The sequence below is a fragment of the Cupriavidus basilensis genome (assembly GCF_008801925.2).
In the GTDB taxonomy this organism is placed as follows: Bacteria; Pseudomonadota; Gammaproteobacteria; order Burkholderiales; family Burkholderiaceae; genus Cupriavidus; species Cupriavidus basilensis.
The window spans coordinates 2,684,349-2,704,791 of record NZ_CP062803.1 but is presented as its reverse complement, the minus strand read 5'-3'; the positions used below and the strand labels follow the sequence as shown (position 1 = coordinate 2,704,791).

The window sequence follows — 20,443 nt, the reverse complement described above, 5'->3', positions numbered from 1 at the left end:
AGACATATTTTCTACGGTTGGGCAAACCTGACTGCCCGACATCGTTATTTATGCCGCGGCTTGCGGCTTTTACCCACATTCCCCTACCGCGATGAACCAAACCCCTCGCTTGCTGGCCGCCGTCGACATGGGCTCAAACAGCTTCCGCCTGATGATCGGGCGGGTGGATGAGAGCCTGACCGCATCCGGGCCGGCCAGCCAGCTATTCCAGGTCGATGCGCTGCGCGAGCCGGTGCGCCTTGCCGCGGGCCTGACGCCGGACAAGTACCTGGACCAGCCCGCCCGCCGGCGTGGCATCGACGCCTTGCGGCGTTTCGGCGACCGACTGCGCGATTTTTCCCCTGACCAGGTGCGCGCGGTGGCAACCAATACGCTGCGGGTAGCCAAGAACGCGTCGGAATTCCTGATCGAGGCCGAGCACGCGCTTGGATTCCCGATTGAAGTGATTGCCGGGCGCGAAGAAGCGCGGTTGATCTACCTGGGCGCCTCGCACGATGCGCCGGCCTGCGCGGGCAACCGGCTGGTGGTTGATATCGGTGGCGGCTCGACCGAGTTCATCATCGGCAGCGGCTACACGTCAAAGCTGATGGAGAGCCTCTATATCGGCTGCGTCTCGCACAGCCGCCAGTTCTTCCCCAGCGGGAACGTCGATGACTACGCGATGAAGCAGGCGGAACTGGCCGCGCGCAGGGAGATCCAGGTGCTCGTGCGCCAGTACCGGGCGGCCGGCTGGCAGCAGGCGGTGGGTTCGTCCGGTACGGCGCGGGCGCTGGCCGAACTGATCGAGCTCAATGGCATGAACGACAACCCGGCCGAGCATGGCATCACCCGCGAAGGGCTGGAGCGCCTCAAGCGCGCGCTGGTCAAGGCGGAGAATGCCAACCGGGTCAAGCTGGTGGGCCTGAAGGCGGACCGCATTCCCGTGCTGCCAGGTGGCCTGTCGATCATGCTCGGCGTGTTCGCCGAGCTCGACATCGATCGCATGGACGTCACCGACGGTGCGCTGCGCCTGGGTGTGCTTTACGACCTGCTGGGCCGCACGCACCACGAGGACATGCGTACCATCACCGTGGATCAGTTCATGCGCCGCTATGGCGTCGACCGCGCGCAAGCCCAGCGCGTGCGCCAGGCGGCACTGGGTTTGCTGGCGCAGTTTCCCGAGCCGCGCAATGAGCGCCGCGACGACAACCTGGCACTGCTGGGCTGGGCTGGCGGGCTGCATGAGATCGGCATGACCATCTCGCATAGCGGCTACCACAAGCACTCGGCGTACATTGCTACGCACGCCGACATGCCGGGCTTCTCGAAGACCGACCAGGCGCGGCTGGCAACGCTGCTGCTCGGGCATGCCGGCAAGCTAGGCAAGCTTTCCGGCAGCGGCAAGTTCCTCGACTGGCGGATGCTCTTCAGCCTGCGCCTGGCGTTCGTGCTGTGCCGGCGCCGTGCCGACGAGCCGCTGCCCGAGATCACCGTGGGCCAGCGTTCGGATGGGCTGGACGAAGGTTTCGAGGTGCGCTTGCCCAAGGCCTGGATCGAGGCCAACCCACTGGTCGAATACAGCCTGGCGCAAGAAGCCGACGAGTGGGAGCGGATCGGCAAGCGCTACAAGGTGGTGTACGCCTAAGCAAAGCGCAGGGGCGGCCAGACGGCGGCCCCCGTTTCGATCGGCAGGCCCAGGCCAATGCGGGCGGCAAGCGCCCGCACAGGCTCAGGCGTCGCGGTTCAGGCCAAGGAAGTGGCGCGCATAGCGGGGGTTCATGTCGTTTACGCGCAGCAGCGTGAGAAAGTCCGCCACGTTGAAGTCGGGATCCCACGCCGGCATGCCGCAAATTCGCGCGCCTAGCCGCAGGTAACCCTTGATCAGCGCCGGCGGCTCTACGTCCAGCGTCTGATTGAGCTCGTCGATCGGCAGAGGCAGGCGCGGGAACGCGTGATATTCGATCGGCGCCAGGGCGCGCTCGGCGAAGACCCGGTACAGGCTGGCTGCATAGTGGCCGCCATCGCTCATCGGCACGCTCGCGCATCCCAGCATCGACTCGATGCCCCAGCGCTGCAGGTACTCGCCCAGGCCACCCCACAGCGCCATGATCACGCTGCCCGAGCGGTAGTCGCGGTGCACGCACGAGCGGCCCAGTTCCACCATCTTGGGCTTCAGGTGAGCCAGGCGCACCAAGTCGAATTCCGACTCGGCATAGAGGCAGCCGATGCGCTTGGCCTGGTGGGGCGCCATAACGCGGTAGGTGCCAACCACCTTGAGCGTGGCCGTATCGCGAACAATCAGGTGGTCGCAATAAGCGTCGAACATATCCACGTCGAGTTCAGGCCTCGACGGGTTCAGCCTTGCACCCATTTCTTCGGCGAAGACCTTGTAGCGCAGGCGCTGCGCTTCTTCTACTTCATCCTGGTGGCGCGCCCACGCCACGCTGAAAGCAGGCTGGTCATGCGCTTGTTCATGTGCTTGTGCAGGTTGCTGGCGATGAAGACGCCTCCGCGCCGAATGGCCTGACAGGCCACTGGGCAGGGAATCGAACAACGGCTGGGTGGGCGTCGGGAGCTCTCGCATCAGTATGTCCTTTCGGTGACGAAACTGTTGCGGTCGAATGTAGAGAGGGCAAGTGACAGTGCCGTGAAGCGGTCGTGACGGTTCAGTGACGGCGGCCCGAAAGGCCGGGCCGCACCGTTGCGGGGTGCCAGAAAATGCTAGAGAAATTCCGGATTGATGACAGCGCGCAACACGACCTGCGACTCACTTTCGCGCGTGCGCCCCGACAGCCACCAGATGCCGCTCTTGCGCACGCTCCAGTTCATCTCCGAGCCCGCCAGCAGCAGGCTGGCGAGTTGGCCAAGCCAAGGCTGGTGCCCGACCAGCACGGTGTGCTCGGCGCCCTGGGGCCAGTCGATCGCGGCCAGCACCGCGCTGACATCGGCACCCGGCGCAAGCTCGGGCAGCACCTCTGCATTCTCGCGCAGGGCGGCGGCGGTTTCGCGCGTGCGCAGGGCCGGGCTGCAGACCACCCGCGTACCGGGAGGCAGATGGCTGCGCAGCCATGCGGCGGAGGCATCCGCCTGCTTATGCCCGCGTTTGGTCAGGGGTCGTTGCAGGTCGGCATTGCGGGAAAAGCCAAGCGCGCCAGACAACTCTTCGGCTTCGGCATGACGCCACAGGATCAGGTTCATGAGAGCGGTGTGCTCAAGCTAAAGGGGAAAAGGGGAGAGGGAAATCGGGAAATGGATAGTGCGAGTATGGCCACGCGCGCAGGTGCGTGCAAGACGGGCAAACACCGGGCGGGAACGCAGCATGGCACTGCCAAATGACACGCACGTGGCGAGCCATGCATGGCGGAAGCTGCCGCAGCCTGGGATGAAACGATAGGGGGCAATGGCCGACAAGCCACCGGCATCGACCAGCGCTCCCGGCCTGAGGCATCAGGATGGATCAGGATGGAATAGCCATCATGATTGTTCCAGTGGAGCCGCCAATGCACGATGCGTGCAGGTAGCAATGGCCAGATGTTTCCCAGGGCGGGACCGCCGCGATGCGGTGCCCTGGAATGCGGTCTGGCGCAACGCTCGCCGGGGGAGGGCGAGTGTGGAAGAAGATCAGACTTTGTGGCGGAAGTTGATGCGGCCCTTGGTCAGATCGTAGGGCGACATTTCCAGCGTCACGCGGTCACCAGCCAGAATGCGGATGCGGTGCTTCTGCATCTTGCCCGAGGCATAGGCCCAGATTTCCACGCCGTTTTCCAGCGTCACGCGGTAACGATTGTCCGGCAGGGCTTCCGAGACAACACCGCCAAATTCGATAAGTTCTTCCTTAGCCAATCTTCTTCCTTTACGGCAGCCTTGAGCTGCATGAATTTAGGTAAATCCGGTGAGGCGAGCGCCGGCATGCCTGCATGCTCGCGAGGTCCGGGTGCCAGCAGTGACAAGCGCCGGCTTGCTTGGTTGCGCCTTGAAGTTGCGGGAGGCAAGCTGACCCGGACCGGCACGGCAAAAAAGCGCGTGCAAAAAAGTCCACGTTAGGGAATCGCCGGGGGGCGCGTCAGTGCCCGGCAGATTGCCTTGCCGGTTGCGGCCCAAGCTAATGCGGCCGTGCTACCGTGATAGGCGCGGGGGCAATGAAGCGGGCAAGATGTTCCCGGTGGCTTGCCGAACTGCGCTGGATACTGCGCTGCAGTGTGATGGCTGCATTTTTCGGCAAGGGCGCCCGGTTACAGGGCATGCTGCATAAACCCCGGGCTAACGCGCGATTATATCATGGGTGTGCAGTTCAGGCGTGGCGTGCGCGTGGTCGCCTTACCCGGATATGGCCGCGAAAACAAGAGAAAAAGCCCGCCGCCGGGTGGGTTGCGGGCTTAAAAGTGGTGCGGGCGGTTCGCGGACCCGCCCGCTGCCAGTGTCTGTGTTTCAAACGCGCAGGGGATCCCATATTCATGGCATTGCCATTGGGTGCTGCGGTGCAGTGAAGTGGGTGGCCGTGGTGGCCGGCGCAGTGGCTGGTACTGCGCCCGGACAAAATCAGGCGACAAAAAAAGGCTTAGACCTTACGGTCTAAGCCTTTGATCTTATTGCTAAATACTGGTCGGGGCGACATGATTCGAACATGCGACCCTCTGATCCCAAATCAGATGCGCTACCAGGCTGCGCTACGCCCCGAAGCTGTGGATTGTAGCCCGGGCCCGGGGCCGGGGTCAAATTTTACTTTTGCATCGGCCAAGCGAGGCGCCGGCCGATGTGGGGGCACCGTAGGATTTGGTGGATAAAAGGTTCGCTTGACTTGGTCGCAAGCGCTGACATAATCCGCACACCGCAGCGGCCAGGCACCGCGCCCGGTCAGGCGCACAGGCAATCCGTGCCGCTAGCGGGACTGGCGCCGAACATGAGAATAAGAGTGCCCTCGCCACGATCGCGAGGCCCAGCCCCTGTCCGCCGGGGCGCATGAAGACGGTCAGAAGCTTAAAAAGAAAGTATGGCGAAAACCTCGGGTCCGCGCGGGTCCCGGGGCGCATGGTGGCGTGACGGAACGCTGCCTGCCAAGTTGGACGGGAAAATCATGTTTCAGTCGCAGGTTAGTGTGCTGGTCGCGGGCCTATTCGGGTTGCAGATGGCGGTGGTGTTCGCAGTCTTGCAGCGCACACCCGGCATGGGCCGCGCCGGTTTGAATTCTTGGGTGGCCGGCGCGTTGCTGGTCACCGCAGCCACCGTCTTGCTCGCTGCGCAGGACTATCTGCCGGAATGGCTTTCGCTCAATCTGGTGGATCTGCTCATGACGGCGGCTTTGTCCTTGATGGTCTATGGCACACGCCGTTTTTTCGGCAAGCGCGGGGGCGCGGTTGCGCTCACTTTGCTGAACCTTGCCGTGCTGGCCAACGCCGCCTACTTCGATTGGACGGGCGTGTCGCCGGCAGAGCCGGCGCTCGTCTTTATCCTGGCCAATACCTATCTTCCGCTGTCGCTGCTGCGCGTGGTGGCGCCGCAAGTGCGCGCCAAGCGCGGCACCGGCCGCCTGGCGGCGCTATCGCTCGGGCTGATCGCGCTCGCTTGCGCGACCATGGGCCTCTATCAAGCCATCGACCTCAAGCTGCTACCGGCTGGCCTTGCCTGGCTTGCAAAGCGCCCGCCCCGGGAAACCTTTGCCGTCCTGCACGCCTTTGGCATTGTCAGCCTGGCCGTGAGCTTCGCGCTGCTTGCCCACGATAGCCTGCGCCGACGTCTGGAGCGCCGCGCCAGCTATGACGACCTGACCGACGTCCTGTCGCGCGGGCCTTACTGGGAGGCGCTGGAAGAGGCCTGCAAGCAAGCGGACCGCCAGCAACGCCCGCTGACCGTGGCGTTCATCGACCTGGATCATTTCAAGGCTATCAACGATCTCTACGGCCATCTGGCCGGCGACAGCGTGCTGCGCCACTTCAGCGGCCTGCTGCGCAAGTCGGTGCGCGCGGACGATTTCGTCGGCCGGCTGGGTGGGGAGGAGTTTGGCATCGTGATGCCCGGCACCGCGCTGGACCAGGGCCGGGCGATCAGCCTGCGCTTGAGTGCGCTGGTGCGCACCACGCCGTGCCCGTCCGAGCCGGATGCGATTTCCTACACGGTAAGCATCGGCATGGCGGAGCGGCTGCCGGGGGAGGGGGCGGATACGCTCATGCGCCGCGCCGACAATGCCCTCTACGATGCCAAGACCATGGGGCGCAACTGTGTGTCCACGCAGCCCATTGAGCGGCTTGCCGGCATGGCCACGACGCCGCGAATGCGGGTTTCGCAGGCATCCTGAGCCCGGCTGTGCCAGAGCGCATGACAACACGGTAGGATCGGCCGCAGGGCTGAGGTAGAATACTGGGCTTCGCATGCTAAGCGCCCGGCAGCACGTTTCGCAGCATGCCAAGTCCTCTGCATTTCAGTAGTTCCTCCTGTCCGCCCTTAGCTCAGTTGGATAGAGCACTCGCCTTCTAAGCGAGCGGTCACACGTTCGAATCGTGTAGGGCGGACCATTTTCTCCCGCGTTCCCCAGCGTTCCCCGGCATCCTCCATCGCCCAGAGGCGCCATCGCATCGCGAACTCAGGCGAGGCGCTGCCAATGGCGGCCAGTCCGGTCTAAGATTTCGGGGCTGCCGTGGCGTTTTCTGGCGCGGTGCCTTTCCCGAGGCGATTCCCATGGCGAAGTTCAACACAGGTGCTGGCAGGAAGCTCCGTTACTGGCTGGCCGGCGGCGCGTGCCTGCTGATGTTGGCCGCCATTGCCCGCCATGCCTTGTTCCTGGCGGTCGAGGAGGACGCGTTCGAGCCCAAGCCGGCCGGTGCGGCCGACGCGATGACGCCGGATCGCCTGGGCGTCGCATCGCGCCAGTTTGCGTTTGCCAGCGGCGCGCGCATGCTGCGCGCCTCTTGCGTCCTGGCGCAGGGCGGTGACGCGCCCGCCGTGCTGATCTACCACGGCGACGAGGAAAACTTATCCGACTGGGCCAGCGCGCAGGCACTGCTCTACCGCGACGGGATTTCGTCCTGCGTGTTCGATTACAGCGGCTATGGCGCTAGCGGCGGCAAGCCCGGCGTGGTCAATCTGCATGAGGATGGCCTGGCCGCGTATGGGCAGTTCCTCGCCATGACGCCGCGAGCCAGCCGGCGCTATGTGATGGGCTTTTCGCTGGGTTCCGGGGTGCTGCTGGATGTGATCTCCGCTTTGCGCCCGGCGCCCGCAGGCCTGGTGATTGCCGCAGGCTTCACGTCCGCACGCGAGGCGGCGGTGGTGACCGGGCGGGTGCCGGCGTGGATAGCCAGGCTGCTTCCGGAGCCGTGGGACAACGAGGATCAATTGCGAAAATCGATGCTGCCGCTGCTGCTTGTGCATAGCCGCGCGGACGAGGTGATTCCCTTCGCGCATGCCGAGCGGCTGGAGCGCGCTGCCGGTGGCCCCAGCCGGCTGGTGGCGCTGTCGGCGCTGCCGCACGATGCGGCGATCCAGCCGGAGCGGCAGGACGCGTTCTGGGCGCCTATCGTCGCCTATCTGCGCTCGGGCCGCCTGGCCGGGGAGGGTGCCGAATAGGCCGCGCGCACGCTGTGCCGTCGGGTAGGCACGAAAAAGGGGCGTCGGCCAAAGCCGCACGCCCCTTTTTAGCGATGGTGGCCGTGAGAGGCGGCCGCGCCGGTATTACGCTTCTTCGGGCAGGCTCGCGCCGACCGTATTGAAGCCGGCGTCCACGTAGGTGATCTCCCCGGTCACGCCGCTGGACAGGTCCGACAGCAGGAAAGCGGCCACGTTGCCGACCTCGTCGATGGTCACATTGCGGCGCAGCGGCGCTGCCTCCTCGATGTGGCCCAGCAGCTTGCCGAAGCCCTTGATGCCGGATGCGGCCAGGGTCTTGATCGGGCCGGCGGAAATGCCGTTGGCACGAATGCCGCGCGGGCCCACCGATGCGGCCAGGTAGCGCACGCTGGCTTCCAGCGATGCCTTGGCCAGGCCCATGGTGTTGTAGTTCGGGACCACGCGCTCCGCGCCGAGGTAGGTCAGCGTCAGCAGCGAGGCCTTGTCGGACAGCATGGGCAACGCGGCCTTGGCGAGGGCGGGGAAGCTGTAGGCGGAGATGTCGTGCGCCACACGGAAGGACTCGCGCGAGAGGCCTTCCAGGAAGTCACCGGCGATGGCCTCGCGCGGCGCGAAGCCGATCGAGTGCACCAGGCCATCGAGCTTGTCCCAGCTCTGGCCGAGCCCGGCGAAGGTGGCAGCAATCTGTTCGTCGTTGCCAACGTCGCATTCGAACACCAGGCTGCTGTCGAATTCCTTGGCAAAGTCGTTGATGCGGTCCTTGAACCGTTCGCCGACATAAGTGAAGGCGAGTTCGGCGCCTTCGCGCTTGCAGGCTGTTGCGATGCCGTAGGCGATCGAGCGATTGGACAGCAAGCCGGTGATCAGGATTCGCTTACCTGCGAGAAATCCCATAACTTCTCCAATGATGTTCGAGGTGGACGGGCACGGTTCGTGCGACGGCGTCCGGGTTGCGGCGCGCACCGCGCGGCGGCTGCTTTGCAGCAGGCTGACGACCGGCAAAACAACGGTGCCGCGTACTGGAATGTCCGGATGGCTGGATGCCAGCCGAACCCATGTAAAATTGTCTCATAACTTGACCGCGCCGCCGAAGGCTGCGGACGATCCGATTCAGGTGGAGGACCCAAACCGGATGTATATTCGCGCACGTAGACCGCTTCAGGCGGCATGGCAGCGCTTCCGCACATTTGCGGCGCTGGGCTGTGGATTAGTAGCCCTGTGTACCGCGGGTTTTCCCTTGTCGGTCGAAGCCGCCCATGGCTTCGCACAGTATGGCGGCCTCAAGTATCCCGCCGATTTCACCCATTTCGACTACGCCAACCCGGACGCGCCACGCGGCGGCACGCTGACGCTCGCCAATCCGGACCGCCGCACCAGCTTCGACAAATTCAACCCGTTCACGCTCAAGGGTACCTCCGCCCCGGGCGTGAACACGCTGATGTTCGAGTCACTGCTGATTGCCAGCAGCGATGAAACCGCCAGCGCCTATGGCTTGCTGGCGGATGACGTGACCGTGGCGCCGGACGAACTGTCCGTTACCTTCCACATCCGGCCGCAGGCGCGTTTCAGCAACGGAGATCCGGTGCTGGCAGGCGACGTCAAATACTCCTACGACATGCTGATGAGCAAGGCATCCAGCCCTGGCTACCGCAGCATGTGCACTGACGTGAAAGCCGTCACGGTGGTGGATTCGCGCACGGTACGGTTCGATTTCAGGCAGCGCAACATCGAGCTGCCGCTGATCGTTGGCTCCTTGCCGGTGTTCTCCAAGAAATGGACCGCCACGGTGCCGTTTGACAAGCTGACCTTCGAGGATCCGGTGGCCAGCGGGCCCTACCTGATCGAGCGCTACGATGCCGGGCGTGGCATCACCTTCAAGCGCGATCCGTCATACTGGGGCAAGGACCTGGCGGTGCGCCGCGGCACCTTCAACTTCGACCGGGTGGTCTATCGCCTGTACAAGGACGAGACCGCCAAGCTCGAAGCCTTCAAGGCTGGTGAGTTCGACGCCATCGTCGAGTACAAGGCCAAGAGCTGGGCCAAGAGCTACGAGGGCAAGCGCTTTTCCAATGGCGAGTTGCTCAAGACTGATTTTCCGCACCGCAACGGAGCCGGCATGCAAGGCTTCGTCATGAACATGCGCAAGCCGATGTTCCAGGACGTGCGGGTGCGGCAGGCCCTGATCTTGGCGCTGGATTTCGAGTGGCTCAATCGCCAGCTGTTCTATGGCGCGTATCGCCGCCTCGATAGCTGGTTCTCCAACAGTGAGCTGGCCGCCAGTGCCACGTTCGACGGCCGTCCCGGTCCCGGCGAGCTGGAACTGCTGGAGCCGCTGCGCGCGCAGCTGGCACCCGAGGTATTTGGCCCCATCGTGGCGATGCCCACCACCAATCCGCCCCGTTCGCTGCGCGACAACCTGCGCGACGCGCGCCGGTTGCTGGCCCAGGCCGGCTGGACCTACGCGGATGGTGCGCTGCGCAATGCCAAGGGCGAGCCCTTTGTCTTCGAGTTCCTGGACGACGGCGGTGCCATGAGCCGCGTCATCACCACCTACGTGCGCAACCTGGAGAAGCTGGGGATCGAGGTGAACCAGCGCACCACCGATTTCGCGCTGTACCAGAAACGGCTGGAAGACTTCGATTTCGACATGGTGTCGATCCGTTTCCCGGATTCGCAGAGCCCGGGCAACGAGCTGCGCGACCGCTTCAACAGCGAGGCGGCGGGCACGCCCGGGTCCGACAATCTGTTCGGCCTGAAATCGCCGGCGATCGACCGCTTGGTGGACAATGTCCTGCATGCCCATACTCGCGAAGAGCTGGTCAATGCCGGGCGCGCGCTGGACCGCGTGCTGATGCACGGCTACTACATTGTGCCCAACTGGTATAGCGCGTCGCATCGGGTGGCATACCGAAAAGAGCTGGTCTATCCGCAGCGCCTGCCGTACTACTACACGGCGGAAGGCTGGATACTGAGCAACTGGTGGCGTGCCGATGCCCGGCCCGCCGCTCAATAAGCGCGACGAGGAAACAAGATGCTCGCCTATCTGCTCAAGCGCGTACTGTTGATGATCCCGACCCTGCTCGGCGTCATTACCCTGACGTTCGCGGTGATCCAGTTCGTGCCGGGAGGCCCGGTCGAACAAATGATGCTGGAGCTCAAGGGGCGGGGTGGCGGTGGCGGGGAGGCCAGCGGCGGCGGCGCGGAGTATCGCGGCCGGCGCGGCGTGGACCCCGACAAGATCAAGGAAATCCAGGCCTTGTATGGCTTCGACAAGCCGCCGCTGGAGCGCTATTTCATGATGCTCAAGCGCTTCGCCCAGTTTGACCTCGGGCAGAGCTATTTCCAGCACCGCAGTGTGTGGGAGCTGGTGAAGTCGAAGATGCCGGTCTCGGTCAGCCTGGGGCTATGGACCTTTTTCCTGACCTACCTGATATCGGTGCCGCTCGGCATATCCAAGGCGATCCGGGCGGGCAGCCGCTTCGACGTCGTGACCAGCATGGTGGTGCTGGTGGGCTATGCCATACCAGGCTTCGTGCTGGGCGTGTTGCTGCTGGTGCTGTTCGGAGGCGGCACCTTTGTGCAGTGGTTCCCCTTGCGCGGCCTCACGTCGGACAACTGGGACCAGCTCACGCTGATGGGCAAGGTGATGGATTACCTGTGGCACCTCGTGCTGCCGATCACCGCCTCGGTGGTGGGCAGCTTCGCGGTCGTCACCATGCTGACCAAGAACGCGTTCCTGGAGGAGATCCGCAAGCAGTACGTCCTGACCGCCCGCGCCAAGGGGCTGGCGGAGCGGCGCGTGCTTTGGAAACACGTCTTCCGTAACGCGCTGATTCCGCTCGTGACCGGTTTCCCGGCGGCCTTCATCGGCGCTTTCTTTACTGGCTCCCTGCTGATCGAAACCTTGTTTTCGCTCGACGGGCTTGGCCTGCTGTCCTACGAGGCGGTGCTGCGGCGGGACTATCCTGTCGTGCTGGGCACGCTCTACCTGTTCACCTTGATCGGCCTGGTGACGCGGCTGATCTCTGACGTTTGCTATGTGATGGTCGACCCGCGCATTCACTTCGAGGCGGTGCACCGATGAAATTCAGCTCGCGCACGCTTCCCAACGGGCTGCCGCATTCCCTGTCGCCGCGCCAGCGCGCCTGGCAGCGCTTTCGCCGCAATCGCCTGGGCTACTGGAGCCTGATCCTCTTCGTCGCCATTTTCCTGCTGAGCATGGTCGCCGAGACCTTGTCCAGCGACCGGCCGCTGGTGGTGAAGTACAAGGGCGAGTGGTATTTCCCCATTGTCAAGACTTACGCCGAGAGCACTTTCGACGGGGACTTTCCCACCAAGGCTGACTATCTCGATCCGTTTATCCGCGACCGCATCACCAGCAACGGCAATTTCGCCATCTTTCCGCCCAACCGGTACTCGTACGACTCGATCAACTATTTCTCCAAGGAGCCAAATCCGGCGCCGCCTTCCGCGGAGAACTGGCTAGGCACCGATGACCGCGGGCGCGACGTGCTGGCACGGCTGCTCTATGGGTTCCGCGTCTCGGTGCTGTTCAGCCTGGCGCTGACGTTGATCGGCGTGGTGATCGGCACCTTGACGGGCGCACTGATGGGTTTCTTCGGCGGGCGCTTCGACCTGATCTCGCAGCGCGCCATCGAGATCTGGAGTTCGATGCCCGAGCTCTACCTGCTGATCATCTTCGCGTCCATCTTCACGCCGAGCCTGGCGCTGCTGATTATCCTGCTTTCGCTGTTCGGCTGGATGGGTTTGTCGGACTACGTGCGCGCTGAGTTCTATCGCAACCGCTCGCTCGATTACGTCAAGGCGGCGCGGGCGCTGGGACTGTCCAATGTACAGATCATGTGGCGCCATATTCTTCCCAACAGCCTGACACCGGTCATCACCTTCCTGCCATTTCGCATGAGTGCAGCCATCCTGGCCCTGACCAGCCTCGACTTCCTCGGCCTTGGCGTGCCACCCACCACGCCGAGCCTGGGCGAGCTGCTGGCGCAAGGCAAGGCCAACCTCGATGCCTGGTGGATTTCCTTGTCGACCTTTGCCGTACTGGTGGTGACGCTGCTGCTGCTGACGTTCATGGGTGACGCGCTGCGCGATGCCTTTGATACGCGCCTGGGCCTGGCCCAGCTGCGCGGCCGTGTTGAGCCGAAGGCGCCAGAAGGCTCTCCCGCGGCCGAGGCGGTGTCATGAGCGCAATGCAACAAGCCACGCAGTCCACACGGGCCACGCAAGCCAGCGCCAACGACCCAACGCAACCCGCGCAAGCCAAGGGGGATGCCACCGGCCCGCTGATGTGCATCGAGCGCTTGTCAGTTACCTTCGGCCATGGCGAGGATGCCACCCGGGCGGTGCGCGATGTCAGCTTCGACCTGCGCGCCGGCGAGCGCTTCGCGCTGGTGGGCGAGTCAGGCTCGGGCAAGACGGTCACTGCGCTGGCCATGCTGCGCCTGGTGGAGGACGCGCGCTACCAGGGCTCGGTGCGTTTCGAGGGGCGCGACTTGCTCAAGGTGTCGGAGCGCGAGATGCGTGGCATCCGCGGCGCCGACATCGCCATGATCTTCCAGGAGCCGATGACCGCGCTCAACCCGCTCTACACGATCGGCAACCAGATCGTGGAGACGCTGGCGCTGCATGAGGGCCTGGACCGGCGCGCGGCGCGCGAGCGCGCCATCGCGCTGCTCGAGCGCACGGGCATCAGCGACGCGGCGCACCGTTTCGACAGCTTTCCCCACCAGCTTTCGGGCGGCCAGCGCCAGCGCGCCATGATCGCCATGGCGCTTGCCTGCCGGCCCAAGCTGCTGCTGGCCGACGAGCCCACCACGGCGCTGGACGTGACCATCCGGGTGCAGATCCTGGAGTTGCTGCGCGACCTGCAGGCGGAGTTCGGCATGGCCGTGATGCTGATCACGCACGACCTCAACCTGGTCCGGGCCTTTGCCCAGCGGGTGGGGGTGATGGAGAAAGGCGTGCTGGTCGAGGTGGGCGAGACCGCCGCGGTATTCGCGGCGCCCCAGCATCCCTATACCCGTAAGCTGATCGACAGCCGGCCGCGGCGTGAGGTGCTGCCGCTGGTGCCGCTAGCCCCCGTGTTGCTGGAGGCGCGCGGCTTGTGCGTGAACTATGCGCGCAAGCGCCGCGGCCTGGCCGGATGGTTTGGCCGCGACCAGTTTGCCGCCGTCAAGGACGTGAATTTCGCGCTGCGCGAGGGCGAGACCATCGGCATCGTGGGCGAATCGGGCTCCGGCAAGACCACGTTGGCCCATGCCGTGCTGAACTTGCAGCGCCGCAGCGCCGGGGATATCCAGTTCCTGGGCAAGAGCCTGGACGAGGTCTCGCGGCGCGAGCGCAGCACCTTGCGCTCGCGCCTGCAGGTGGTGTTCCAGGACCCGTTCGGCTCGTTGTCGCCGCGCATGACCATCGAGCAGATCGTGGGGGAGGGCCTTGCCCTGCACCAGCCTGGCTTGTCGCGCGATGCCATGCGCCAGCGCGTCACCGAGGCGCTGCGAGAGGTAGGCATGGACCGCACGGCCCTGGGGCGGTATCCGCACGAGTTCTCGGGTGGCCAGCGCCAGCGCGTTGCCATTGCGCGCGTGCTGATCCTCAAGCCGCAGGTGCTGGTGCTCGACGAACCCACCTCGGCGCTCGACGTGTCCATCCAGCAGCAGGTGCTGGCGCTCCTGACACAATTGCAGCGCAAGTACAACCTGAGCTATCTCTTCATCAGCCACGACCTGGCGGTGATTCGCGCCATGGCGCACCGCGTCATCGTGATGAAGTCCGGCGAGGTGGTCGAGGCGGGCGATACCGAGACCGTGCTGGGTGCGCCGCAGCACGCATACACCCGCAAACTCATGATCGCGGCCGAAATTGGTGCAAGCGATCCGACGCCGCCACAAATTGGTGCGGTCGAACTCAGGGTGTCACCCGATTGACCTGCGGTTGACATAATCAAACCGAGAAAGCATCTGCGACTTTCGTCGTATGGCCTTGATTGCAAAGCGTTTTATTTGAATTTTGTAACGAACTTTGACATGTGGATGACAACCTTATACCATCCGGCGAGAACTATTTTCGGGGGTGGTTCGCGCGTCGCTTATGCATGTGGCGAGTGGTTTGCATCACTTGGTCTGCTTTTTGCGTGCGAGTCATCCCATTGATTTCAAGCCCGCCCGGTGCGTTTTCCCGGGGCCGGTCAAGAACGATTCATCAGGAGAACCAATGCAGCGAATGCTTCATTCCCTGGCGCGCGGCGCCGTAGGAATTGCCATTGCCTGCGGTGCCACTCTATCGAATGGAGTGCTGGCTGATACGGTGTTCAAGGATCCCGACGCCCGCATCGATGCACGTACCGAACTGAGTGCGGACCCACATCCGGAAGGCAAGCGTGGCTTGCTCTCTTCGGTCATGAATTCCACCAGCCATGTGGCCAGCAAGGCTGGCGACCTGGTCATGAATGCCCTCGGGCTGATTGGCGTGCGCTACCGCTTCGGTGGCAACAGCCCCGAATCGGGCCTGGACTGCAGCGGCTTCGTTCGCTACGTGTTCAATGACACCTTTGGCTTCGTGCTGCCGCGCCGCTCGGTCGAGATGAGCCAGGTCGGCACGACCGTGGCATCCAACGACCTGCGCCCCGGCGACCTGGTGTTCTTCAACACCATGCGCCACACCTTCTCGCATGTTGGCATCTATATTGGCGACAACAAGTTCGTGCACGCACCGTCCACCGGCAGCAAGATCCGCGTCGACGACATGCGTGCCTCATATTGGGTGACGCGCTATAACGGTGCGCGCCGAATCGACGACGCGCCGCAGGACAGCGGCAGCGCCAACAACCTTGGCAATATGGTCGAGACCCTGAAGCGTTTCGATCCGAATGCAGTCAACCGCCCGCTCTACGGCGGCTGATCGGCTCGCGGACCCGGGTCCGCGCCAGTCAAGAAAAAAGGACTGCCACGCAGTCCTTTTTTCGTTTGTGCTTTGCCCTTACTGCGCGGCTACCGTTCCGGCAGGCCGCAGTCGAGCCTGGGCGAGCTTGTCGCGCAGGCTCGCCATCACGGCGGCGGCGGCTTGCTCGCCGGCCAGGATGGCACGGTTGCGCGAGTTGAAGTCGCTGCCGCCCATGTCCGGCAGGTCGGGGCGGATCACAATGTCGGCTCGCGCCAGCGCCATTTTGCTGATCGACTGCCCCATGATGGCGGTGGTCTGCAGCAATACCCCGCTCTGGCCATTGCTTTTCTGGCTGGAAGGCTCGGCGGAGATATTCACGGCAATCACGAAGTCCGCGCCCATGGTGCGCGCAGAGTCCACCGGCACGGGCTCGACCAGGCCGCCGTCCACGTAGTCGTGTCCCTGGATCGAGACCGGCTGGAACACCCCCGGTACGCTACTCGACGCGCGCACCGCCTGGCCCGTGTTGCCGCGCCGGAACAGGATGCCCTGGCCGGTCTTGAGATCGGTGGCGACGATGCCCAGCGGCAGTTTCATGGACTCGATGGGGCGATTGGCGACCAGCTTGTTCACATAGTTCTGCAGCGCCTCGCCCTTGAGCCAGCCGCCGAAACGGGTGCCGAAGGGCAGGGCCCAGTCGGCGATGGCGGCTTCGTCCATCGTCAGCGCCAGCTTGTTAAGCTGGAAGCCGCTCATGCCCGAGGCATAGAGCGCTGCGACCACCGCGCCCGCGCTGGTGCCGGTAACAAGGTCCGGGTGGATGCCTTGTGCCTCCAGTGCCTTGATCACGCCGATATGGGCGAAGCCGCGCGCGGCGCCGCCGCCAAGCGCGAGGCCGATCCTGATGGGGCGAGGTGGCACCACGGGCACCACGGACGGCAGGGCCGGTGTTTCCGGTGCGGCGGTGAGGGTGCCCGGCTTGGGGCCAAAGGAGCAGGCGGCCAGCAGTGCTGCCGCGCCGGCGCCAAGGAAATTGCGTCGTTGCATGGATAATCGAGGGAAGGGAAGTGGCGCATTCGACACGGCTAGCGGCGCGGACGGCAGGAATGTGCCGTCCGCGCCGGCCACGCGTCCCGCGCGACAGCATTCAGACCGGGCAGAGCATAAATGATTCCGCCCGGCCGGGCATCCCGGCGCCGGATGGGGCGGGATGCCGCGCCCTGCTTGCTATAATGCGGCGATCCTACACCCAGGCCTGCGCGCATTCGTGCGCGGGCTTTTTTGTTTCATTCCTCTATGACACAACAACGCGTCCGCACCCGCTTCGCGCCGAGCCCGACCGGCTTCATTCACCTCGGCAATATCCGCTCCGCGCTCTACCCCTGGGCCTTTGCGCGCCGCATGAAGGGCGATTTCATCCTGCGCATCGAGGACACGGACGTCGAGCGCTCGTCGCAGGAATCGGTGGACGTGATCCTGGAAGGCATGGCCTGGCTCGATCTCGATATCGACGAAGGCCCGTTCTACCAGATGGAGCGCATGGACCGCTATCGCGAGGTGGTCAAGCAGATGCTGGACAGCGAGCTGGCCTATCCGTGCTACATGAGCACCGAAGAGCTGGACGCTCTGCGCGACGCGCAGCGCGAGCGCGGCGAGAAGCCGCGTTACAACGGGTTCTGGCGTCCCGAGCCGGGCAAGGTCCTGCCGGCGCCGCCGGCCGGCGTGCAGCCGGTGATTCGCTTCAAGAACCCGATTGGCGGCAGCGTGGTCTGGGACGATGCGGTCAAGGGCCGGATCGAAATCTCCAACGACGAGCTGGACGACCTGGTGATCGCGCGCCCGGACGGCACGCCGACCTATAACTTCTGCGTGGTCGTCGACGATCTCGACATGCGCATCACCCACGTGATCCGCGGCGACGACCACGTCAACAACACCCCGCGCCAGATCAACATTATCCGTGCGCTGGGCGGCGTTGCCCCCGTGTACGCTCACTTGCCGACCGTGCTCAACGAGCAGGGCGAGAAGATGAGCAAGCGCCATGGCGCCATGCCCGTGACCGGCTACCGCGACGAAGGCTATCTGCCCGAGGCCGTCCTCAACTACCTGGCCCGCCTGGGCTGGGCACATGGCGACGCAGAGATCTTCTCGCGCGAGCAGTTCGTTGAATGGTTTGACCTGGAGCACCTGGGCAAGTCGCCGGCGCAGTACAACCCGGAAAAGCTGGCCTGGCTGAACAACCACTACATCAAGGTAGGCGACAACGCGCGCCTGGCCGGGTTGACCCAGCCGTTCATCGAGGCGCTGGGCGGCAAGGTGGAGGGCGCAAGCCTGGAGGGCGTCATCGGGCTGGTGAAGGACCGTGCCAATACCCTGAAGGACGTGGCTCAGGCCGCGCTGCTGTTCTACCGCGGCGAGCCGCAGCCGGATCCGGCGCTCAAGGCAGAGCACCTCAACGCCGACATCCTGCCGGCACTGCAGGCCCTGGCCACGCGGCTGGCGGCACTCACCGAGTGGAAGCGCGAGGAGATCAGCGCGGCCTTCAAGGCGGTGTTGGCCGAGTTTGGCCTGAAGATGCCCAAGCTGGCTATGCCGGTCCGCCTGCTGGTCGCAGGGCAGTTGCAGACGCCTGCCATCGATGCCGTGCTGGAGTTGTTTGGGCGCGATACGGTGCTGCGCCGCATCCAGGCCGGGCTCGCCTGAAATAATTTGCAGAAATTCCTGACAGGGGCTTGCGCTCCTGCCAGGAATTCAGCATAATCTTGTTCTCCCTGCAGCGCGGACAAAAACCAAGCGGGCATAACGGATGGAAGCGATAAGAAGTAATCCCGCAGTAATGCGGATCGCAGAAAAAAGTTAAAAAAAGGGGTTGCAAAAAAGCAAGGTTGTTTATATAATCTTGTCTTCGCTGAAACGAAGAAACAAACGCGAAACACTGCGAAAGCAGTGGTAGTAAAAAGAAGTAAGCGGCAACGTAGTACCATGGGGCTATAGCTCAGCTGGGAGAGCGCTTGCATGGCATGCAAGAGGTCAGCGGTTCGATCCCGCTTAGCTCCACCAAAATGCCGGAAGTTTCGAGTGTGGTAAATCGGGATTTCCAGGGTGCCGTGAAAATATTGTTGTTAAGTATTCATGGTGTCAGACGGAATAAGTCGAAAGACAAGTTTCTGTCCCCATCGTCTAGAGGCCTAGGACATCACCCTTTCACGGTGAGTACAGGGGTTCGAATCCCCTTGGGGACGCCAAATAACGAACGTAACCAAACGTTCGGTTTGTCGTCGAAAGCATTGCTGTCGATGATATGTAAGAGTATGGAGTGGTAGTTCAGTTGGTTAGAATACCGGCCTGTCACGCCGGGGGTCGCGGGTTCGAGTCCCGTCCACTCCGCCAAAACTAAACCCGCATGGTTATGCCATGCGGGTTTTTTCTTTTGCTGTGCTGTCCGGCATTTGCTCGGGCAGTTTCCGATAATCCCCGCTATTTGATTCGGCTCGCACACGGTGGTGCAGCGCCATTATGTCGGGCTTCGCCTGCTCGCCGGGCAGGCATTATGGCGTTCGGCTGGCTGTGGTCTGCGCTTGTCCGGCCATATGCCCTTGTCGCAGGGGAGATAATCCATCCGCTACGCGTTCCGGGCTTGCTCAGCTTGTACGGCGCCGGCTGACTGTGACGAAGTAGCGCACCAGCAGCGAGCCGGCGATGGCCAGGCTGATGCTGTTAGCCAGCCAGAACCCCGCGGCTCCCCGCGTGAAGGCGGGCAAGGCATCGATCAGGCCAAAGCCCAGCACGTAGCCGCCCCCCAGGCCGATTCCCCAGAGAGACACCGCGTAGATCAGGGTCGGCACCAGTGCGATCTTGTAGGCGCGCAGGATGAATGCCGTCATGACCTGGACCGCGTCGAATGCCTGGTAGAAGGCGATGAACAACATGAGCGGAAGGGCGGCGCGTACCACTGCCGGATCCTTGGCGTAGGCATGCAGCAGCGGTTCCCGCAGGATCCACAGCAGGCCGCCGACCATGATCGCCAGCGTAGCTGCCAGGCAGATGCCGCGGCGGGCAATGCGGCGTGCGCTGTCCTGATCGCGCGCGCCGATGGACTGTGCCACCAGCGTGGAGGTGGCAATCGCCAGCGACAGCGGCAACATATAGGCCACGGCCCCCAGGTTGGCGATGATCTGGTGGCCAGCCAGCACCACGGTGCCCATACGCGTGATGAAGATCGACATCAACGTGAACGAGGTGATCTCGATCAGGTAGGTGAGCCCCATCGGCACGCCCAGGCGCAGCAGTGCGCGGATCGGCCGCGCTTGCGGCCACGCCCAGCTGGAAAAGATCTGCAGCGGGCGGTAGGCCGTGTTGCGCCGCAGGATCAGGATGCCGGAGATGCACCAGATCCAGCTGATCAGCGCCGAGGCCAGCGCGCAGCCCGGCCCGCCCATCGGCGCCAGGCCGAAGCCACCGTCAATGAACCAGGCATTGAGCGGAATCTTTACCACCAGCCCCACGAGCTGCAGTACCGTCACCATGACCGGGCGCGACAAGGCGTTGTTGAGCGCGGAGTAGATGCGAAAGCCCAGTGCGGCCGGCAAGCCAAACGCCTGGATATGCAGGTAGTGCGTTGCCTTTTCGACCAGCTCCGGCGGTGCCTGGGCAAACTCCAGCAGCGGGCCGGGGAACAGCAGCAGCAACATGCCGGGGATGGCCAGTGCCAGTCCGAGCCAGGCGGCCTGCCTGACCTCGCTGCCAATTTCCGCCGCGCGCCCGGCGCCATGGAGCTGACCGGCGATTGGCGCCAGCGCCTGCAGCACGCCCATCAAGCTGATGTAGACCGTGATGTAGATGGACCCGCCCAGCCCCACGGCGGCCAGGTCGATGGCAGAGGCTCGCCCGGCCATGATGGTGTCGATCACGCCAAAGGCGATCACCGCAAGCTGGCCGACCAGGACCGGCGCGGCCAGCACGGCAATGCGGCGGATATCGTGGAACATGTTCATGCGGG

15 protein-coding genes and 5 tRNA genes are annotated in these 20,443 nt (G+C 64.0%); 13 read left to right on the top strand and 7 right to left on the bottom strand.

Going from position 1 to position 20,443, the window contains the following annotated elements; genetic code table 11:
• The first annotated feature begins 91 nt into the window (after positions 1 to 91).
• On the top strand, positions 92 to 1,624 hold the full coding sequence (gene ppx, locus F7R26_RS12225) for an exopolyphosphatase (protein WP_150983322.1): 1,533 nt from the start codon (positions 92 to 94) through the stop codon (positions 1,622 to 1,624).
• 84 nt (positions 1,625 to 1,708) lie between these two features.
• Here ppx and F7R26_RS12220 read toward each other — a convergent pair whose 3' ends face one another.
• The 4 genes from F7R26_RS12220 to F7R26_RS12205 form a co-directional block, all read right to left on the bottom strand.
• Entirely contained in the window at positions 1,709 to 2,563 is an 855-nt protein-coding gene (locus F7R26_RS12220; protein ID WP_082054896.1) for a GNAT family N-acetyltransferase, read from the bottom strand.
• Positions 2,564 to 2,700: 137 nt separating this feature from the next.
• Positions 2,701 to 3,177 (bottom strand): SixA phosphatase family protein, encoded by a 477-nt coding sequence (locus tag F7R26_RS12215; protein ID WP_150983323.1) that lies wholly within the window; start codon positions 3,175 to 3,177, stop codon positions 2,701 to 2,703.
• A gap of 423 nt (positions 3,178 to 3,600) precedes the next feature.
• A complete protein-coding gene (gene infA / locus F7R26_RS12210; RefSeq protein ID WP_006157708.1) occupies positions 3,601 to 3,822 on the bottom strand; it encodes a translation initiation factor IF-1 in 222 nt (73 codons plus the stop codon).
• Between the two features lie 757 nt (positions 3,823 to 4,579).
• A tRNA-Pro gene (locus tag F7R26_RS12205) sits at positions 4,580 to 4,656 on the bottom strand.
• Positions 4,657 to 5,053: 397 nt separating this feature from the next.
• Between F7R26_RS12205 and F7R26_RS12200 the strand changes: the two genes are divergently transcribed.
• The 3 genes from F7R26_RS12200 (at position 5,054) to F7R26_RS12190 (ending at position 7,539) form a co-directional block, all read left to right on the top strand.
• Positions 5,054 to 6,271: a GGDEF domain-containing protein gene (locus tag F7R26_RS12200; protein ID WP_150983324.1), complete on the top strand. Its 1,218-nt coding sequence runs from the start codon at positions 5,054 to 5,056 to the stop codon at positions 6,269 to 6,271.
• 140 nt (positions 6,272 to 6,411) lie between these two features.
• Positions 6,412 to 6,488, top strand: a tRNA-Arg gene (locus F7R26_RS12195).
• A 163-nt stretch (positions 6,489 to 6,651) separates the two neighbouring features.
• Positions 6,652 to 7,539, top strand: a complete 888-nt coding sequence (locus tag F7R26_RS12190) for an alpha/beta hydrolase (protein ID WP_150983325.1) — start codon at positions 6,652 to 6,654, stop codon at positions 7,537 to 7,539.
• A gap of 105 nt (positions 7,540 to 7,644) precedes the next feature.
• On the opposite strand, the gene fabI is transcribed toward F7R26_RS12190, so the two are convergent.
• Positions 7,645 to 8,433 (bottom strand): enoyl-ACP reductase FabI, encoded by a 789-nt coding sequence (gene fabI, locus F7R26_RS12185; protein ID WP_150983326.1) that lies wholly within the window; start codon positions 8,431 to 8,433, stop codon positions 7,645 to 7,647.
• A 238-nt stretch (positions 8,434 to 8,671) separates the two neighbouring features.
• On the opposite strand from fabI, the gene F7R26_RS12180 reads away from it, so the two are divergent.
• The 5 genes from F7R26_RS12180 (at position 8,672) to F7R26_RS12160 (ending at position 15,462) form a co-directional block, all read left to right on the top strand.
• Entirely contained in the window at positions 8,672 to 10,552 is a 1,881-nt protein-coding gene (locus F7R26_RS12180; RefSeq protein ID WP_150983327.1) for an extracellular solute-binding protein, read from the top strand.
• 18 nt (positions 10,553 to 10,570) lie between these two features.
• On the top strand, positions 10,571 to 11,623 hold the full coding sequence (locus tag F7R26_RS12175; protein ID WP_150983328.1) for a microcin C ABC transporter permease YejB: 1,053 nt from the start codon (positions 10,571 to 10,573) through the stop codon (positions 11,621 to 11,623).
• Positions 11,620 to 12,747, top strand: coding sequence for an ABC transporter permease (locus tag F7R26_RS12170; protein ID WP_150983329.1), 1,128 nt, complete (start codon positions 11,620 to 11,622; stop codon positions 12,745 to 12,747). The genes F7R26_RS12175 and F7R26_RS12170 overlap by 4 nt, the downstream gene beginning before the upstream one ends.
• 101 nt (positions 12,748 to 12,848) lie before the next feature.
• On the top strand, positions 12,849 to 14,489 hold the full coding sequence (locus F7R26_RS12165; RefSeq protein ID WP_150983362.1) for an ABC transporter ATP-binding protein: 1,641 nt from the start codon (positions 12,849 to 12,851) through the stop codon (positions 14,487 to 14,489).
• A 286-nt stretch (positions 14,490 to 14,775) separates the two neighbouring features.
• Positions 14,776 to 15,462 (top strand): C40 family peptidase, encoded by a 687-nt coding sequence (locus F7R26_RS12160; protein WP_150983330.1) that lies wholly within the window; start codon positions 14,776 to 14,778, stop codon positions 15,460 to 15,462.
• A 78-nt stretch (positions 15,463 to 15,540) separates the two neighbouring features.
• Here F7R26_RS12160 and F7R26_RS12155 read toward each other — a convergent pair whose 3' ends face one another.
• Positions 15,541 to 16,491, bottom strand: coding sequence for a patatin-like phospholipase family protein (locus F7R26_RS12155; RefSeq protein ID WP_150983331.1), 951 nt, complete (start codon positions 16,489 to 16,491; stop codon positions 15,541 to 15,543).
• 249 nt (positions 16,492 to 16,740) lie between these two features.
• Here F7R26_RS12155 and gltX point away from each other — a divergent pair, with 249 nt between their 5' ends.
• The 4 genes from gltX (at position 16,741) to F7R26_RS12135 (ending at position 18,834) form a co-directional block, all read left to right on the top strand.
• On the top strand, positions 16,741 to 18,147 hold the full coding sequence (gltX, locus tag F7R26_RS12150) for a glutamate--tRNA ligase (protein WP_150983332.1): 1,407 nt from the start codon (positions 16,741 to 16,743) through the stop codon (positions 18,145 to 18,147).
• Between the two features lie 281 nt (positions 18,148 to 18,428).
• Positions 18,429 to 18,504, top strand: a tRNA-Ala gene (locus tag F7R26_RS12145).
• Positions 18,505 to 18,613: 109 nt separating this feature from the next.
• A tRNA-Glu gene (locus tag F7R26_RS12140) sits at positions 18,614 to 18,689 on the top strand.
• A 68-nt stretch (positions 18,690 to 18,757) separates the two neighbouring features.
• A tRNA-Asp gene (locus F7R26_RS12135) sits at positions 18,758 to 18,834 on the top strand.
• A gap of 251 nt (positions 18,835 to 19,085) precedes the next feature.
• Here the strand turns inward: F7R26_RS12135 and F7R26_RS12130 are convergent.
• Positions 19,086 to 20,438, bottom strand: a complete 1,353-nt coding sequence (locus F7R26_RS12130) for an MATE family efflux transporter (RefSeq protein WP_150983333.1) — start codon at positions 20,436 to 20,438, stop codon at positions 19,086 to 19,088.
• Positions 20,439 to 20,443 lie beyond the last annotated feature (5 nt).

Bases quoted from the DNA above. Each gene is read 5' to 3' on its own strand.
- ppx (WP_150983322.1), top strand. From the start codon at position 92: ATGAACCAAACCCCTCGCTTGCTGGCCGCCGTCGACATGGGCTCAAAC.
- F7R26_RS12220 (WP_082054896.1), bottom strand. From the start codon at position 2,563: ATGCGAGAGCTCCCGACGCCCACCCAGCCGTTGTTCGATTCCCTGCCC.
- F7R26_RS12215 (WP_150983323.1), bottom strand. From the start codon at position 3,177: ATGAACCTGATCCTGTGGCGTCATGCCGAAGCCGAAGAGTTGTCTGGC.
- F7R26_RS12200 (WP_150983324.1), top strand. From the start codon at position 5,054: ATGTTTCAGTCGCAGGTTAGTGTGCTGGTCGCGGGCCTATTCGGGTTG.
- F7R26_RS12190 (WP_150983325.1), top strand. From the start codon at position 6,652: ATGGCGAAGTTCAACACAGGTGCTGGCAGGAAGCTCCGTTACTGGCTG.
- fabI (WP_150983326.1), bottom strand. From the start codon at position 8,433: ATGGGATTTCTCGCAGGTAAGCGAATCCTGATCACCGGCTTGCTGTCC.
- F7R26_RS12180 (WP_150983327.1), top strand. From the start codon at position 8,672: ATGTATATTCGCGCACGTAGACCGCTTCAGGCGGCATGGCAGCGCTTC.
- F7R26_RS12175 (WP_150983328.1), top strand. From the start codon at position 10,571: ATGCTCGCCTATCTGCTCAAGCGCGTACTGTTGATGATCCCGACCCTG.
- F7R26_RS12170 (WP_150983329.1), top strand. From the start codon at position 11,620: ATGAAATTCAGCTCGCGCACGCTTCCCAACGGGCTGCCGCATTCCCTG.
- F7R26_RS12165 (WP_150983362.1), top strand. From the start codon at position 12,849: ATGTGCATCGAGCGCTTGTCAGTTACCTTCGGCCATGGCGAGGATGCC.
- F7R26_RS12160 (WP_150983330.1), top strand. From the start codon at position 14,776: ATGCAGCGAATGCTTCATTCCCTGGCGCGCGGCGCCGTAGGAATTGCC.
- F7R26_RS12155 (WP_150983331.1), bottom strand. From the start codon at position 16,491: ATGCAACGACGCAATTTCCTTGGCGCCGGCGCGGCAGCACTGCTGGCC.
- gltX (WP_150983332.1), top strand. From the start codon at position 16,741: ATGACACAACAACGCGTCCGCACCCGCTTCGCGCCGAGCCCGACCGGC.
- F7R26_RS12130 (WP_150983333.1), bottom strand. From the start codon at position 20,438: ATGAACATGTTCCACGATATCCGCCGCATTGCCGTGCTGGCCGCGCCG.